The 15,856-nt window shown below is 65.6% G+C and carries 14 protein-coding genes; all 14 read left to right on the forward strand.

Going from position 1 to position 15,856, the window contains the following annotated elements:
• The first annotated feature begins 88 nt into the window (after positions 1-88).
• The 14 genes from cysG to IE100_RS13675 all read left to right on the forward strand — a co-directional run bounded on the left by cysG (position 89) and on the right by IE100_RS13675 (position 15,778).
• Positions 89-1,504, forward strand: coding sequence for a siroheme synthase CysG (gene cysG, locus IE100_RS13610; protein ID WP_189374902.1), 1,416 nt, complete (start codon positions 89-91; stop codon positions 1,502-1,504).
• Positions 1,505-1,581: 77 nt separating this feature from the next.
• Positions 1,582-1,980 carry a PTS sugar transporter subunit IIA gene (locus IE100_RS13615; RefSeq protein ID WP_189374903.1) on the forward strand — a complete coding sequence of 133 codons (399 nt, stop codon included), beginning with the start codon at positions 1,582-1,584 and terminating at the stop codon, positions 1,978-1,980.
• The gene (locus IE100_RS13620; RefSeq protein WP_047967915.1) at positions 1,977-2,246 is read left to right on the forward strand and encodes an HPr family phosphocarrier protein; all 270 of its coding nucleotides are present in this window, start codon (positions 1,977-1,979) and stop codon (positions 2,244-2,246) included. Before IE100_RS13615 ends, IE100_RS13620 begins: the two co-directional genes overlap by 4 nt.
• Before the next feature lie 45 nt (positions 2,247-2,291).
• Positions 2,292-4,031: a phosphoenolpyruvate--protein phosphotransferase gene (gene ptsP, locus IE100_RS13625; protein WP_189374904.1), complete on the forward strand. Its 1,740-nt coding sequence runs from the start codon at positions 2,292-2,294 to the stop codon at positions 4,029-4,031.
• 19 nt (positions 4,032-4,050) lie between these two features.
• The gene (gene rfaQ, locus IE100_RS13630; protein WP_189374905.1) at positions 4,051-5,133 is read left to right on the forward strand and encodes a putative lipopolysaccharide heptosyltransferase III; all 1,083 of its coding nucleotides are present in this window, start codon (positions 4,051-4,053) and stop codon (positions 5,131-5,133) included.
• Positions 5,130-6,251 (forward strand): glycosyltransferase family 4 protein, encoded by a 1,122-nt coding sequence (locus IE100_RS13635; RefSeq protein WP_189374906.1) that lies wholly within the window; start codon positions 5,130-5,132, stop codon positions 6,249-6,251. The genes rfaQ and IE100_RS13635 overlap by 4 nt, the downstream gene beginning before the upstream one ends.
• A 59-nt stretch (positions 6,252-6,310) precedes the next feature.
• On the forward strand, positions 6,311-8,071 hold the full coding sequence (gene msbA / locus IE100_RS13640) for a lipid A export permease/ATP-binding protein MsbA (protein WP_189374907.1): 1,761 nt from the start codon (positions 6,311-6,313) through the stop codon (positions 8,069-8,071).
• Positions 8,064-9,164, forward strand: coding sequence for a glycosyltransferase family 4 protein (locus IE100_RS13645; RefSeq protein WP_189374908.1), 1,101 nt, complete (start codon positions 8,064-8,066; stop codon positions 9,162-9,164). Before msbA ends, IE100_RS13645 begins: the two co-directional genes overlap by 8 nt.
• Positions 9,161-9,982 carry a polysaccharide deacetylase family protein gene (locus tag IE100_RS13650; protein WP_189374909.1) on the forward strand — a complete coding sequence of 274 codons (822 nt, stop codon included), beginning with the start codon at positions 9,161-9,163 and terminating at the stop codon, positions 9,980-9,982. Before IE100_RS13645 ends, IE100_RS13650 begins: the two co-directional genes overlap by 4 nt.
• Positions 9,982-11,127, forward strand: a complete 1,146-nt coding sequence (locus IE100_RS13655; RefSeq protein ID WP_189374910.1) for a glycosyltransferase family 9 protein — start codon at positions 9,982-9,984, stop codon at positions 11,125-11,127. Before IE100_RS13650 ends, IE100_RS13655 begins: the two co-directional genes overlap by 1 nt.
• On the forward strand, positions 11,124-12,335 hold the full coding sequence (locus IE100_RS13660; RefSeq protein WP_189374911.1) for a glycosyltransferase: 1,212 nt from the start codon (positions 11,124-11,126) through the stop codon (positions 12,333-12,335). The genes IE100_RS13655 and IE100_RS13660 overlap by 4 nt, the downstream gene beginning before the upstream one ends.
• Entirely contained in the window at positions 12,332-13,441 is a 1,110-nt protein-coding gene (locus tag IE100_RS13665; protein WP_189374912.1) for a glycosyltransferase family 9 protein, read from the forward strand. Before IE100_RS13660 ends, IE100_RS13665 begins: the two co-directional genes overlap by 4 nt.
• Positions 13,434-14,729: an O-antigen ligase family protein gene (locus tag IE100_RS13670; RefSeq protein ID WP_189374913.1), complete on the forward strand. Its 1,296-nt coding sequence runs from the start codon at positions 13,434-13,436 to the stop codon at positions 14,727-14,729. Before IE100_RS13665 ends, IE100_RS13670 begins: the two co-directional genes overlap by 8 nt.
• Positions 14,726-15,778, forward strand: a complete 1,053-nt coding sequence (locus IE100_RS13675) for a glycosyltransferase family 9 protein (RefSeq protein ID WP_189374914.1) — start codon at positions 14,726-14,728, stop codon at positions 15,776-15,778. Before IE100_RS13670 ends, IE100_RS13675 begins: the two co-directional genes overlap by 4 nt.
• Positions 15,779-15,856: the final 78 nt, after the last annotated feature.

Below are 15,856 nucleotides of genomic sequence, written 5' to 3' on the forward strand. Positions count from 1 at the left end.
ATCCGCTGCAGGGCGTAGTGCCGAGGGCGGGCATCGCCAACCGGCGCCGGCTGGAGTATTCTGCCAGGGTCAGCTACAGGAGCATTCCGTGGAGTATTTTCCGATTTTCATGCGCCTTGCCGGCGAGCCGTGCCTGCTGGTCGGCGGCGGCGAGGTGGCAGTGCGCAAGGCGCGCCTGCTGCAATCGGCCGGTGCAAGGCTGACGGTGGTGGCACCGCAGCTGGCGCCGGAGCTGGCCGCGATGGCGGCCGCCGGCGAGGTACGCCATATCGACGCCTGTTTCCAGCCGGCACAGGTCGGCGGCCAGCGGCTGGTGGTGGCTGCCACCAACCAGCGCGAGGTCAACCGTCTGGTGTCGCAGACGGCGCAGGCGCAGGGCATTCCGGTCAACGTGGTGGACGACCCCGAGCTGTCCAGCTACATCACGCCGGCCATCGTCGACCGCTCGCCGCTGGTGATCGCGGTATCGACCGGCGGCGGCGTGCCGGTGCTGGCGCGGCTGATCCGCGCGCGGCTTGAAAGCCTGATCCCGGCCGGTTTCGGCCGCCTGGCACAGTTCGCCGCGCGCTTCCGCGATCGGGTCAAGGCGCGCTTCGGCAATGTCGAGGAGCGGCGCGCGTTCTGGGAGGCGGTGCTGGAAGGGCCGCTGGCGGAACAGGTGATGAACGGCGACGAGCGCGCCGCCGAGGCCGACCTGCTGCAAAGGTTGGCCGCAGGCGACAGCACGCCGTCCGGCGCGGTCTACCTGGTCGGTGCCGGCCCCGGCAACCCCGACCTGCTCACCTTCCGTGCCCTGCGCCTGATGCAGCAGGCCGACGTGGTGCTGTACGACAATCTGGTGGCGCCGGAATTGATGGAGCTGGTGCGCCGCGACGCGGAGCGCATCTTCGTCGGCAAGCAGCGTGCCAACCACACCATGCCGCAGGAAGAGATCAACACCCTGCTGGTGAGGCTGGCGCAAGAGGGCAAGCGCGTGCTGCGGCTGAAGGGCGGCGATCCGTTCACCTTCGGCCGTGGCGGCGAGGAAATCGAGTTGCTGGCCGAGCACCGTATCCCGTTCGAGGTGGTGCCCGGCATCACCTCGGCCAGCGGCGCTGCCGCCTACGCCGGCATCCCGCTGACGCACCGCGATCACGCGCAGGCGGTGGTGTTTGTTACAGGTCATAAAAAAGACGGTAGCATTCAGCTAGACTGGCCGGCACTGACGCGCCCGGATCAGACGGTGGTGGTGTACATGGGACTGGCGATGGCGGCCGAGATCTGCGACGCCTTCATCGCGCACGGCAAGGCGGCGACGACGCCGGCGGCGGTGGTGCAGCGCGCCACCACCGCGCAGCAGCGCACCGTGGTTGGCACGCTGGCCAGCCTGCCGGCCAAGATCGCGCAGAGCGGCATCGCCTCGCCGGCGCTGATCATCGTCGGCGACGTGGTGGCGCTGTCGTCGCGGCTGGGCTGGTTCCGCGATGTCGAGGAGGTGGTGCTGACCCCCGACGCGCAGCAGTGAATCCAGGGCGGTGGCGGCGCGGTACCGTCACCACGTCATAACGCGGGCAATACCGGCTCGTCCGGAGCAAGACAATCATGGTAGGTGTACTGATCATTTCGCATGGCGAGCTGGGCTTGTGCCTGGCCGACTGTGCACGGCACGTGCTGGGGCGCGTGCCGGACAATCTGGCCATTCTCGGCGTCGAGAAACAGGACAATCCCGACGCGCGGCTGCTGGACGCGCAGGCATTGATCGACAAGATCGATGACGGCAGCGGCGTGCTGGTGTTAAGCGACATGCTCGGCGGGACGCCTTGCAATATTGCCAGCCGCTTGCGCAAGCGCGGCATGGTCGAGGTCGTTGCCGGCGTCAACCTGCCGATGCTGGTGCGGGCGCTGAGCTACAGTGCGCAGCCGCTGGAGGTGGTGGTCAGCAAGGCGATTACAGGGGGACTGGAAGGCGTGTACTACGTCATTCCCGAGGGAAAAGAATGAAAACACAGCAAATCGAGATCATCAACAAGCTGGGCCTGCACGCGCGCGCCTCCAGCAAGTTCACCCAGACCGCCAGCCGTTTCAAGGCCGAGGTCTGGATCGCGCGCAACGGCCGCCGCGTCAACGGCAAGAGCATCATGGGGGTGATGATGCTGGCGGCGGCGAAAGGCTCGCAAATCGAGCTGGAAACCAACGGCGAGGACGAGGATCTCGCGATGGCGGCGCTGGTCGAACTGATCAACAACCGCTTTGACGAGGCGGAATAACCGCCCGCAACAAGAACAGGTACCGGACAGGGGAGAGGGCGCAACATGAGCATCGTTTTGCACGGGGTACCGATCGGTGGCGGCATCGCCATCGGCCGTGCCCACTTGCTGTCGCAAAGCATGGATGACGTGGTGCATTACAGTATCGACGACCACGAAATCGCGGCAGAACAGCAGCGTTTCGACCAGGCAGTGCGGGCCACGCGCAAGCAGCTGGAAATGCTGTGGGGCAGCATCCCGGAGAATGCCCCGGCCGAGCTGGGGGCCTTCCTGTCGCTGCACATCATGCTGCTGTCGGACGTGACCCTGACGCGCGATCCGCGCGAACTGATCGCCAGCCTGCGCTGCAACGCGGAGTGGGCGCTGAAACAGCAGTGCGACACCCTGATCGAGCAGTTCGACGCCATCGAGGAAGACTACCTGCGCGAACGCAAGCACGACGTGCTGCAGGTGGTGGAGCGCGTGTTCAAGAACCTCGGCGGCCATACTACCGAGCTGCAGCTATCGGAAGGGTTGGACGGCGACGCCATCCTGGTCGCGCACGACCTGTCGCCGGCCGACATGGTCTATTTCAAGGATTCCAGCGTCGCCGCCTTCGTCACCGACGTCGGCGGCGCCACCAGCCATACCGCCATTCTCGGCCGCAGCCTCGACCTGCCGTCGGTGATCGCACTGCACCACGCGCGCGAACTGGTGCGCGAGGACGAGCTGATCATCGTCGACGGCCAGCAGGGCGTGCTGCTGATCAACCCGGAGCCGTCGGTGCTGGCCGAGTACCGCCGCCGGCAACGCGCCTGCGTCGAGGCGCGGCGCAAGCTGTCCAGCATCCGCAACACCGACGCCATCACCGAGGATGGCACTCCGATCGAGCTGCTGGCCAATATCGAGCTGCCGCAGGATGCGGCCAACGTGCTGGAGGCCGGTGCCGTCGGTGTCGGCCTGTTCCGCAGCGAATTCCTGTTCCTCGGCCGCGACAACCTGCCGTCTGAGGACGAGCAGTTCGAGGCCTACCGCATGGTGGCGGAGCTGACCGGTGGCGCGCCGGTGACGGTGCGCACCATGGACCTCGGCGCCGACAAGAGCCCGCGCTGGCTCAATCACCAGCTGGCGGAAAACCCGGCGCTGGGGCTGACCGGCATCCGCCTGTGCCTGGCCGAGCCGCTGATGTTCCGCGCCCAGCTGCGCGCGCTGCTGCGCGCCTCGGCCTTCGGCAAGATCCGCATCCTGTTCCCGATGATCAACAGCCTGGGCGAGCTGAAGCAGTCGCTCAACCAGCTGGAGTACGCCAAGGCCGAGCTGCGCGCGGAGGGCGTCGCCTTTGCCGAGGCGGTGGAGGTCGGCGCCATGATCGAGATCCCGTCGGCGGCGCTGGTGGTGGGCAGCTTCATCAAGCACGTCGACTTCCTCTCCATCGGCACCAACGACCTGATCCAGTACACGCTGGCGATCGACCGCAACGACGACACCGTCAGCCACCTGTACGATCCTATCCATCCGGCGGTGCTGAAGCTGATCTCCTACACCATCAAGACCGCCAGCAAGGCCGGGGTGCCGGTATCGGTGTGCGGCGAGATGGCTGGCGACGCGCGCCTGACCCGCCTGCTGCTGGGCATGGGCCTGCGCCGCTTCTCGATGCACCCGGCCAACCTGCTGGACGTGAAGCAGCAGGTACTGTCCAGCCACCTCGACGAAGTGGGGCCGCACGTCGCGCGCATGCTTCGCAGCGAAGACCCTGATAGAATCGCCGATCTTCTGCAACAACTGAATGCCGGGCCGGACGCCTGATCCGGCTTTTTTCTTTTCTATGCTCAAAGACGCTATCGATCTGTCCGCCGTGCGCCGCGTGCTGGTCATCAAGCTGCGCCACCACGGCGACGTGCTGTTGTCGTCGCCGGTGCTGTCGGTGCTGAAGACGCACGCACCGCACGCCGAGATCGACGCGCTGGTGTATCACGACACCCGCGACATGCTGTCCGGCCATCCGGCGCTGTCGCAGCTGTTCACCATCGACCGGAACTGGAAAAAGCTCGGCCTGCGCGGCCAGCTGGCCGCCGAGTGGCAGCTGCTGGCCGGGCTGAAGGCGCGCGACTACGATCTGGTGATCCAGCTGACCGAACACAAGCGCGGCGCCTGGCTCGTCCGCATGCTGCGGCCGCGCTGGGCGGTGGCGCCGGGCGGTAATTTCGGCAAGTTCTTTGCTCGCAGCTTCAGTCACCGTTACCCGGTGATCGGTGGTAACCGTCGCCATACCGTCGAAATCCACCTCGACGCCTTGCGCCGTCTCGGCATCCATCCGTCGGCTGGCGAGCGCCGGCTGCGGCTGGTGGCCGGCAAAACCGCCCAGCAGAGCGTGCGCCAGAAGCTGGCGGCGCAGGGCGTCAGCGGCGCCTACCTGCTCATCCATCCGACCTCGCGCTGGCTGTTCAAGACCTGGCCTGCCGCCCGTATGGCGGCACTGATCGAACAATTGCGCGTGCAGGGCGAGACCGTGGTGCTGTCGGCGGCGCCGGATCCGGCGGAGCTGGCGATGCTGGCCGATATCACCGGCCGGCTGTCCCGGCCGGTGGCCTCGCTGGCCGGCCAGCTGAGCCTGAAGGAGCTGGCGGCGTTGATCGACGGTGCGCGCGCCTTCATTGGCATGGACTCGGTGCCGATGCACATCGCCGCGGCGATGCAGACGCCGTGCGTGGCGCTGTTCGGTCCCTCCGGCGACATCGAGTGGGGGCCGTGGCAGGTGCCACATCGCGTACTGACGACCAACCTGCCGTGCCGCCCGTGTGGCAAGGACGGCTGTGGCGGCGGCAAGCGCAGCGAGTGTCTGGAACTGATCACCGAGGCGCAGGTGCTGGCCGCCTTCAACAGCCTGATGGCCGAGGTCGGCGCATGACGCGGCTGGCCATCGTGCGGCAGAAATACAATCCGGCCGGCGGCGCCGAGCGCTTCGTCAGCCGCGCGCTGTCGGCGCTGTCGGCGCAGGGCGCTCTGGAGGTGAACCTGATCGCGCGCAAGTGGGAGTCGCTGTCCGGCGTGCGCGCCTTTGCGGCCAACCCTTTCTATCTCGGCAGTGTCTGGCGCGACTGGGGCTTTGCTTGCGCCGCGCGCCAGATCTGGCAGCGCGAAGGCTTCGAGCTGGTGCAGTCGCACGAGCGCATCGCCGGCTGCGACATCTACCGTGCCGGCGATGGCGTGCACCGTCACTGGCTGCAGCTGCGCCGCCGCGTGCTGTCGCGCCGGGGCCGGCTGGCCATGCTGCTGAATCCCTACCACCACTACGTGCAGTGGATGGAGCGGCGCATGTTCCTGCATCCGCGCCTGAAAACCGTAATTTGCAATTCGCAGATGGTGAAGCGTGAGATCCAGCACTACTTCGGCCTGCCGGACGAGCGTTTTGCCGTGATCTATAACGGCGTCGATACCGCGGCGTTTCACCCGTCGCTGCGCGAACACCGTGCCGCGATGCGCGAGCAGTGGCAGATCCCGGCCTCCGCGCCGCTGCTGCTGTACGTCGGCTCCGGCTTCGAGCGCAAGGGCGTGGCACGGGCCTTGCAGGCCATCGTGCCGCATCCGGATGTGCATCTGGTGGTCGTCGGGCACGACAAGCGCGTCGCGCGCTACCAAAGCCTGGCCGCAGCGCTGGGGGTTGCCGCACGTGTCCGTTTTGCCGGCGCGCAAAACGACGTCAAGCCGTTTTACGGCATGGCCGACGCCTTCATCCTGCCCACCCTGTACGATCCGTTTCCCAATGTCTGTGTCGAGGCGCTGGCCGCCGGTCTGCCGGTATTCACCACGCTGCAGTGTGGCGCCGCGGAGCTGATCCGCGACGGCGACAACGGCTGGGTAGCCGACGCGCTGGATACGCCGGCGCAGCAGGCACAGGTCGCCAGCTGGCTGGCCTGCCGTGCCGATTGGCCAAGCTTGGCCGCAGCGGCGCGCGACAGTGTGGCCGAGCTGACGCTGGACAAGATGGCCGCGCGTCTGCTGGCTTGCTACCAGCGCTTGTTGTGACAGGGCCCGGCTGGCGCCGGACTGGTTTATAATCGTTTGTTTTATCGTTGGTTTTTCGCATGACAACTATCCCTGCGACCAGCAGTTTCGCGCTTTACAAGCGGGTGCTCGGCTACCTGAGGCCTTACTGGAAGGTTTTTCTGGTGTCGCTGCTGTCGATGAGCATCGCCGCCGCCACCGAGCCGGCCTTCGCCCGGCTGATGAAGCCGCTGATCGACGGCGGTTTCGTCAACAAGGACGGCTCGTCGCTGATCTGGGCGCCGCTGGCCATCGTCGGCCTGTTCCTGGTGCGCGGGCTGACCAGCTATATCAACGAATACTCCACCAGCTGGCTGACCGGCCATCTGGTGCAGACGCTGCGCGAGGAGATGTTCGCCAAACTGGTTCGCCTGCCGGTGAACTACTACGACGACCATCCGTCCGGCCGCCTGCTGTCGCGCATCGCCTTCGACGTCAACCTGGTGACCGAGGCCGGTTTCAACGTGATCACCGTCACCGTCAAGGACGGCATCACCATCATCGGCCTGCTGGGCCTGCTGTTTTATACCGACTGGCAGCTGACGCTGATCTGCCTCGCGGTACTGCCGGTGGTGTCACTGTGCGTGCGCGTGGTCAGCAAGCGCTTGCGCGGCCTGTCGCGCCAGAACCAGCAGAACATCGCGCAACTGACCCAGGTGCTGGGCGAAACCATCGATTGCCACCGCGTGGTCAAGGTCTATGGCGGCGAAGGCTACGAGGCGCAGCGCTTCCAGCGCACGGCCGAGGCCATCCGCCATAACGGCGTCAAGCAAAGCGCCACCTCGTCGGCCAATACCGGCGTGACCCAGCTGTTCATCGCCTGCGCGCTGGCGGCCATCCTGTATTTCGCCGCGCTGCGCGCCCACAGCGGTAGCTTTACCGCTGGTGACTTCATGTCCTTCCTGACCGCGATGCTGATGCTGTTCGCACCGGTCAAGCGCATCACCAGCATTTCGCAATCGCTGCAAAAAGGCCTGGCCGCCGCCGAGAGCGTGTTCGGCTTCCTCGACGAGCAGGGCGAGCCGGATAACGGCACCCGCCGCCTGCAGGGTACGCGCGGCGAGCTGCTGTTCGACAACGTACAGTTCAGCTACCCGGCAGCCGAGCGCCCGGCGTTGCAGGACATCTGCTTTGCCGTCAAACCGGGCGAGACCGTGGCGCTGGTCGGCTCCAGCGGCAGCGGCAAGACCACGCTGGTCAGCCTGATCCCGCGCTTCTACGAGCCATCGGCGGGGCGGATCCTGCTGGACGGCATTCCGCTGACCGACATCACCCTGGCCAGCCTGCGCCAGCACATTGCGCTGGTCAGCCAGGACGTGGTGCTGTTCAACGACAGCGTGGCGGCCAACATTGCCTACGGCCGCATCGGCGAAGTCAGCCGCGAGCAGGTGGTCGAGGCCGCCCGCGCCGCCAACGCGCTGGAATTCATCGAGGCGATGCCGCAGGGCTTTGACACCCTGATCGGCGAAAACGGCGTGCGCCTGTCCGGCGGCCAGCGCCAGCGGCTGGCGATTGCCCGTGCACTGCTGAAAAACGCGCCTATCCTGATCCTGGACGAGGCCACCAGTGCGCTGGACACCCAGTCCGAACGGCTGGTGCAGGCGGCGCTGGAAAACCTGATGCAGAACCGCACCACGCTGGTGATCGCCCACCGTCTGTCCACCATCGAGCACGCCGACCGCATCGTGGTGATGCATCAGGGTCGTATTGCCGAAGTCGGCAACCACGCCGCCCTGATCGCGCAGGATGGCCTGTACGCCAACCTGCACCGCCTGCAATTCAAGGAGCCGGCCCATGACTAAGCCGGCACTGACCATCGTCCATACCGAATCGTCGCTGGGCTGGGGCGGGCAGGAGCACCGCACCTTCAAGGAGATGGTGGGCCTGCGCCAGCTGGGCCACCGCATGATCCTGCTGTGCCAGCCCAAGGCCAAGTTCGGCGCCCGTGCGCGCGAGGCCGGTTTCGAGGTGTTCGAGGTGCGCATGCGCAACGGCATCGACCTGCCGGCGGCGTGGCGCATGGCGGCCATCATCCGTCGCGTGCAGGCCGACGTGGTCAACACCCACAGTGGCCGCGACAGCATCCTCGGCGGCGTGGCCGGCTTGCTGGCCGGTCGTCTGGTGGTGCGTACCCGCCATCTGGCGCTGCCGATCACCTCGCGTTTCACCTATACCACGCTGCCGCACCATGTCGTCAGCGTCAGCGAGCACGTGCGCCGCTACCTGATGAGCGAGGGTGTGCCGGAGTCGCGCGTGTCCACCGTGTACACCGGCATCGATCCGCGGGTGATGCAACTGGACGGGCCATCCACGCTGCGCGCCGAACTGGGCATCGCCGACAGCGCCCGCGTGATCGGCACCGTGGCCATCCTGCGCATGAAAAAGGGACACCGTTTCATCGTGGGGGCGGCCGACCGCATTCTGGCGGCGCATCCGGACACCCATTTCGTGTTTGCCGGCGACGGTGCACAGATGGACAACCTCAAGACGCTGATTGCAGCAAAAGGGTTGGCCGCACGCATACACCTGCTCGGCCTGCGCCGCGACATCGCCAATGTGCTGGCCGGCTGCGACCTGTTCTTGTTGCCGACCGAGCAGGAGGCGCTGGGCACCTCCTACATCGAGGCGATGGCGATGGGTCTGCCGGTGGTGGGCACCAATGTCGATGGCGTGCCGGAAGTGGTCCGCGACGGCGACAACGGCCTGCTGATTGCGCCGGGCAATGCCGCCAGCCTGGCCGAGGCGGTCAACCGCCTGCTGGGCGACGACGCGCTGCGCCGGCGCATGGCCGAGCGCAGCCGCGAGCTGGTGTCGTCGGTGTTCCATGTCGACACCATGTGCCGGTCGATGCTGGAGCTGTATCGCCGCCTGCTGGCACAACGGGGGCAGGGATGAAACAGGCCAAAGCCATTCCGGTACTGATGTACCACCACGTCAGCCCCAGCCCCGGCCTGGTGACGGTCTCGCCGCAGACCTTCGAGCACAATATGCGCTGGCTGGCGGAAAACGGCTGGACCACCCTCCGTTGCGACGACCTGGCCGGTTTTCTCGCCGGTCGACCGCTGCCGGACAAGAGCGTGCTGGTCACCTTTGACGACGGTTACCTCGACAACTGGGTCTACGCCCATCCGGTGCTGCAGCGTTACGGCCAGCAGGCCACGCTGTTCACCATCACCGGCTGGATCGGCGACGGTGCGGTGCGGCCGCACGACGGTTGCGGCCAACCCTTGCCGGCCACGCCGGATCACAAGGGCTGCAAGCGGGCGGTTGACGAGGGGCGTGCCGATGAGGTGATGATGCGCTGGAGCGAGATCGAGGCGGCGCGTGCCGCCGGCACCTTCGAGTTCCACAGCCACACCCACAGCCATGCGCGCTGGGACAAGCTGTGCGCCAGCCGCGAGGACAAGCGCGCGCAACTGGCGGCGGATCTGGCGCAGTCGCGTGCCACGCTGCAGGCGCGGCTGGGCACGGTCAGCGATCACCTGTGCTGGCCGCAGGGCTATTTTGACGACGACTACCTGGCCGTGGCCGCCGAGGCCGGTTTCCGCCACCTGTATACGGTGGACAAGGCGCTCAACACCCGCGCCACCTCGCCACGACACATCGGCCGCATCGTGACCAAGGACCGCAGCGACGGCTGGTTCGGCCGTCGCCTCGGCCTGTATCGCAGCCCGCTGCTGGGGCGCGCCTATCTGGCGCTGCGGGGCAAATAATGGGCACCCGCATCCGCGAAAACCTGCTGGCGTGGGGGCTGGGCCTGGCCCGCCGCTTCGACCGCCGTGCGCCGGACCCGGCCGAGCTGGGTACCGCCGCCATCCGCCGCATCCTGGTGATGTCCTGTACCGCCATCGGCGACACGCTGCTGTCCACTCCGGCTATCCGCAGCCTGCGCCAGCGCTACCCGCAGGCGCGCATCGTGCTGCTGGTCAACGCGCCGTATCACGGCCTGTTTGCCAATAACCCCGACATAGACGACCTGATTGACTACCACGGCGGCTATCGCCGCTTTGTGCGTCTGGCGCTGGCACTGCGCCGCGAGCGCTTCGATCTGGTGGCCATCCTGCACGCCAACGAGCCGCAGGCCACGCCGCTGGCGTATCTGAGCGGTGCCCGCTGGCGCTTCAAGCTGCCCAACAACAGCCGTTTCCGCTTTTTGCTCAGCAATCACCAGCAGGTCAGCAACTGGAGCGACTTCACCCACGGCATCGACCAGCGTCTGGCCGTGGCCGCGCTGGCCGGTGCCGACGGTAGCGACAAGCACATGATCCTGCCGGTGGCGGCACAGAGCCGCGACGCGGTGGCCGGCTGGCTGCAACAGCAATACGGCATCACGCCGCAGCAGCCGGTGATCGGTTTCCAGGTGGGCGCCTCGACCGCCAGCCGGCGCTGGCGACCGGAACGCTATGCCGAGCTGGCGCAGCGCCTGCTTGCGGCCAACCCTGCGCTGCGCATCGTGGTCACCGGCTCGCCGCAGGAGCGGGCGCTGGCCGATGCCGTTGCTAGCGCCGTCAACGACGCGCGACTGGTGGTGACGGCAGGGCAGCTGCCGCTGACGCGGATGCCGGCACTGGTGCAGCGTTTTGCCTGCCTGGTAACGCCGGATACCGGCATCATGCACATGGCGATTGCGGTGGGCACGCCGATAGTCGGCCTGTTCGCCGCCGCGCACTGGCACGGCTCCGGCCCGACCACCGAGCTGCAGCGCCATATCGTGATCCAGAAGCACCGCACCTGCGATCCCTGTCTCGGCAAGCGCTGCAAGTATTCGGCGCCGCCGTGCATGGACAACATTACGGTTGACGAAGTGCTGGCCGCCTGTGAGCGCCAGTTGTCCTTGCAACCGGAGACTCCTCAATGACAACCCGAACCAGAATCCTGTTGCTGGATACCGGCAATGAATGGGGCGGCGGGACCAACAGCCTGTTCGAGCTGCTCAAGCGCATCGACCGCGAGCGTTTCGACGTCACCTGCCTGTTTTACCGCGATTACAGCAAGGGCCAGAGCACGCTGTCGCGCGAACTGGCCGCCATCGGCATGCCGTTGCGCCTGTTGCCGCAGCGCAAACAGCCGCTGTGGGCCAAGCTGGCCAAGGAGCTGGTGCGCGGCCTGCTGGCCTGGCACAAGCCCTGGCGTCAGGCGCTGGTCAAGCGCATCGAGCACGCCTGGCGCATCGCGCCCAATGCGGCGGCGATCGCGCGCCAGCTGCGTGACGAGCGCTTCGACCTGTTGTACATGAACAACCAGCCACGTTCCAATCTGGAGGGCTATCTGGCGGCCGAGCAGACCGGCGTGCCGGTGGTGCAGCACTGCCGTATCGAGCCGCTGATGGATGCCGCCGATGCCGCCATCGTCAACCGGGTGGCCAATAAAGTGATCGGCGTTTCCAACGGCGTGGTCGAGGCGTTGCACCGTCACGGCGTGCAGGCGGACAAGTGCGTGGCGGTGCTGAACGGCATCGATCCGGATCAGGTCTTGCCGGATGGTGCGGCGGTGCGTGCGCAACTGTTGGCCGGCCGCGAGCACGAGATCGTGCTGGGCGCGGTCGGACAACTGGTTGAACGCAAGGGCTTGCGCTTCTTGCTGCAGGCGACCGCCGAGCTGCTGCGGCGCCAGCTGCCGGTGCGTCTGTTGCTGGTGGGGGACGGCCCGCAGCGTGCGGAACTGGAAGGGTTGGCCGCAAGCCTGGGCATCTCCGGGCAGGTGGTGTTTGCCGGCTTTCAGCCCCTGCCACTGGCCTATACCGCCGCGATGGACATCTGCGTGCTGGTGTCGCAAAGCGAGGGCCTGCCACGCGTGCTGCTGGAGGCGATGCTGCTGGCCAAGCCGGTGGTGGCCTCGCGCGTGGTCGGCTCGCAAGAGCTGGTGGCCGATGGCGATAGCGGCCTGCTGGTACCGTATGCGGACAGCGCCGCGCTGGCCGAGGCACTGGCGACGCTGGTGGCCGATGCGGATCTGCGCCAGCGCATGGGGCAGGCAGGGGAGGCACGGGTCAAGGCGCAGTACACCATCGCCCGCTACGTGGCCGGTACCGAGGCGATTCTGGCCGGCGCGGCGCGCAAATCATGATCTATGTACTGCTGACCTATCTGCTGGCACCGTGGTGGTGGCTGGCCAAGCGCCTGCGGCGACGTGACCGGATCGAGCGCATCCTGCTGGTGCAGACCGCCAAGATCGGCGACATGCTGTGCGCCACACCGGTAATCCTGGCCTTGCGCCAGCACTATCCCGATGCGCAGCTGACCGTGCTACATGCGCCGGTCACCGGCAAGATCATCGCCGGCCTGAACGAAGTCGACCACTGCATTGCCATCCGCTCCGACTCGTGGCGCGGCTGGGGCGGCAAGTGGCGGCTGGCGCGGCTGATTGCCGCCGGACGCTACGACCTGGCCGTCAACCTGTCGCCGTCGCTGCCGCTGCTGTGTGGTCTGATCTGGGCCGGTGTGCCGCGCACGCTGTCCATCATGCCGACCAGGGTTGGCCGCACGCTGGCGGCCCTGCGCTGCTGTATCGATAGCACAGAGCAACATCGCCCGGGCGAACTGGTGCTGGCCACCAAGCAGCGCCTGCTACAGCAGCAGGGCATCGCCATGGGCCTGCGCAAGAAAATGGCCATCGCCGCCAGCGGCGAGGCGGTCTGCGACCGGCTGGAGATTACCCGTGACAACACCGCCATCGGGCTGGCGATTTCCAGCGCCAACAAGCTGAAGGAGCTGGGTGAAGACTTGCTGTCGGCGCTGGTGGCACGGCTGTTGCAGGATTATCCGGGGCAGGTGGTGCTGATCGGCGGGCCGGAGGACGGCCCGAGCGCCGGCGTGGTCGTTGGCCGCGTGCAGGGCGGCGAGCGCGTCATCAATGCGGCCGGCGCCTTCCAGCTGGACGAGCTGCCGGCGCTGATGCAGCGCCTGAAACTGTTCATCGGCGTCGACTCGGGGCTGACCTATCTGGCGGATACCTTTGACGTGCCGATGGTCGTGATCGTCGGACCGGTGGATTTCCGCGAGCAGCGTCCCCTGGGGCCGCGAGTGCGTTTCGTGTCGAAACAGCCGTCCTGCTATCCGTGTGCCTTTGTATTCAATGCCCCTTATACCTGCAAGACGGGGGATCGAGCCTGTATCCGCCGCGTTGCGGTTGAGGACATCATGATTGCTACGAAAGAAGTCCTGAATGACTGATGCTCCCCCTGTTTCTAATCTGGCGCGCTACGGGGCGTTGCTGGAGAAACCGCTTTTCTTCCTGATCGCACTGTTCTGTTTTGCCTCGGCCTCGACCGCGCTGACTGGCCTCATGAACAGCAGTTTTTATCTGGCAGTGATTCTATGGACAGGCTGGCTGCTGTGCATGCGGCCAGTCCTGCCGTGGCGGAGCGGGATATTCCGTTTGTTCATGCTGCTGGTACTGGTGTTTGTCGCCTCGCTACTGCTCAACGGTGACTGGCTGGTCAACAACCTCAACGAATTCAAGAAGGACTACCTGAAGCCGTTACTGGTCTTTCTGATGGCGTGCAGCTTTATCCGTCGCGAGCAGCAGGCGCGGATCATCCTGCTGGGTTTTGCACTGGGTTTTGCCCTGCGTTCCTTGTTATTGCTGGCGTATTACGGTCTTGATCTGGCTTGGCTGGCACCGTACCGGCGCGGCTATGCGATGGATGCGGTGTTCTATCTGCCGTTGACCTCGGTGCTGTTGCTGTTCGGGCAGGACTGGCTGTCGCGCCGCTGGCGCGTGCTGCTGGCGGTGATGTGGGGTGTGGAAATGCTGAATCTGGTGTTGCACCAGAGCCGGACGCCGCTGCTGGCCATCATCGCCAGCCTGCTGTTGTTGCTACTGCTTAATGGCTCGTGGCGCAAGAGCCTGCTATTGCTGCTCGGGTGTGTGATCTCGGCGGCAGGTCTGTTTGCCGCGAAGCCGGAGCTGTGGCAGCGCTATGCTTCCACATTTCGCAGTGACACCTACCAACAGGATCCGGCTCTGCTGGAGCGCCAAGGTATCTGGGTTGCGACCGGCTATCTGATCCGCCAGCAGCCGGTATTGGGTTATGGGCCTGGTTGGCGCAAGCTGGCACTGCTGGTCCGCAACAAGCCGCTGCTGAAGTACCTACAGGCCGGATCACACCCGCGAAACCGTTCTGGCTATTTATATTTCACTAAGCGTGGATATCCGTACGGCAAGGCCAACCCTCACAGTCTGTACTTGCAGGTGGCGCTGGAAACTGGCCTGTGCGGCTTGCTGGTGTACCTGTCCTTCTTGTTGACAATTCTGTGGCTGTCGTTTCGTCAGGTCTGGCGGAAGACGGTACGCCACCCGGTTGCCGGCAGCCTGCTGGTCATCATCCCGGCTTTCTTGCTGGTGGGTTTTGCCAATGGCATGTGGGCGAACGCGGTGTTGCTGATGATGCTGGCAGGCATGCTGTTGGTGCCACAGGCAGCGCCCCGTTCCGGCTCTTCTTCGGGAAAACTGGCATGAAGATTTTGGTGATACGCCGTGACAATATCGGCGACCTGGTTTGTACCACGCCCTTGATCGCGGCCTTGCGTGAGAAATATCCGCAAGCGGCAATCTATGCACTGGTCAACGACTACAACAAGGACGTGCTGGATGGGCATCCGCTGCTGGATGGCGTGTACTTCTATACCAAACTGAAACACCGCAGGCCGGGTGATTCGGTTGTGCGGGTGGTTTGGCGCAAGCTGATGACCTACCTTGCGTTGCGGCGTGAGCATTTTGATTACGCGATCGTGGCCGGCTCGGGTTATCCCAAGAATGCCGTACGTCTGGCCAAGGCCGCCAGACCGAAGCATGTGATCAGTTTCGTGTCGGAGGGGACAGACTACGATGCCATCGTGGACTACCCGATCCCCTTCACGCGGGATCATGTGTTCCGTCACGAAGTAGAGTGCCTCGCCGAGCTTTTGCGGCCGTTGGGTATCACTAAAGCACCGGGCAAGCTGAGTTTGCCTGCTGTCGTGGTGCCTGATGTTTTGGCCCGTCGGTTTTCCACCATGCAGCGCCCGGTTGTCGCCTTGCATGTCAGCGCCCGCGAGAAGAGCCGGGTCTGGGCGGTCGAGCATTTTTGCGAAGTGATCCGGACCTGCTTGTCGCGGGATGTGGATTTCCTGCTGTTGTGGGCGCCTGGCGCCGTCGATGATCCTCGTCATCCGGGCGATGACGAAAAAGCGCATTACGTCCGCAGCCAGTTTCCGGATCACGAGCGCCTGGTGTTCTACCCGACCCGGACGGTCAAGGATTTGATGGCCGCCTTTTCCTGCGCCGATCTGGCGGTGTGTTCGGACGGTGGCGGCCTGCATCTTGCGGCCGGGATGGGAGCCAGGGTGATCGGCTTGTTCGAGCATCTCGAAAAGAAAACCAAGCACTGGTACCCGTGGCAGGTGCCGCACCGGGTGCTGACCTCCGGCTCAGAACAGGACTGGCAGGTTGCCCATATTCCTGTACAGGCTGTTGTGGATGCAATCGACGACTTGCTGCCACACGCGGCAGGGGGTAGTCGCGACTGAATCGTTTCTGAATGACGCTGCGTTATCGTGATTGCGGCCAACCTTGTCCAAGGTTGGCCGCAATGTTTTTGATGCCTT

This window comes from Vogesella alkaliphila, assembly GCF_014652475.1.
Classification (GTDB): Bacteria; Pseudomonadota; Gammaproteobacteria; order Burkholderiales; family Chromobacteriaceae; genus Vogesella; species Vogesella alkaliphila.

Bases quoted from the DNA above. Each gene is read 5' to 3' on its own strand.
- IE100_RS13660 (WP_189374911.1), top strand. From the start codon at position 11,124: ATGACAACCCGAACCAGAATCCTGTTGCTGGATACCGGCAATGAATGG.
- IE100_RS13670 (WP_189374913.1), top strand. From the start codon at position 13,434: ATGACTGATGCTCCCCCTGTTTCTAATCTGGCGCGCTACGGGGCGTTG.
- IE100_RS13620 (WP_047967915.1), top strand. From the start codon at position 1,977: ATGAAAACACAGCAAATCGAGATCATCAACAAGCTGGGCCTGCACGCG.
- IE100_RS13645 (WP_189374908.1), top strand. From the start codon at position 8,064: ATGACTAAGCCGGCACTGACCATCGTCCATACCGAATCGTCGCTGGGC.
- ptsP (WP_189374904.1), top strand. From the start codon at position 2,292: ATGAGCATCGTTTTGCACGGGGTACCGATCGGTGGCGGCATCGCCATC.
- IE100_RS13615 (WP_189374903.1), top strand. From the start codon at position 1,582: ATGGTAGGTGTACTGATCATTTCGCATGGCGAGCTGGGCTTGTGCCTG.
- IE100_RS13650 (WP_189374909.1), top strand. From the start codon at position 9,161: ATGAAACAGGCCAAAGCCATTCCGGTACTGATGTACCACCACGTCAGC.
- IE100_RS13655 (WP_189374910.1), top strand. From the start codon at position 9,982: ATGGGCACCCGCATCCGCGAAAACCTGCTGGCGTGGGGGCTGGGCCTG.
- IE100_RS13635 (WP_189374906.1), top strand. From the start codon at position 5,130: ATGACGCGGCTGGCCATCGTGCGGCAGAAATACAATCCGGCCGGCGGC.
- rfaQ (WP_189374905.1), top strand. From the start codon at position 4,051: ATGCTCAAAGACGCTATCGATCTGTCCGCCGTGCGCCGCGTGCTGGTC.
- IE100_RS13675 (WP_189374914.1), top strand. From the start codon at position 14,726: ATGAAGATTTTGGTGATACGCCGTGACAATATCGGCGACCTGGTTTGT.
- msbA (WP_189374907.1), top strand. From the start codon at position 6,311: ATGACAACTATCCCTGCGACCAGCAGTTTCGCGCTTTACAAGCGGGTG.
- IE100_RS13665 (WP_189374912.1), top strand. From the start codon at position 12,332: ATGATCTATGTACTGCTGACCTATCTGCTGGCACCGTGGTGGTGGCTG.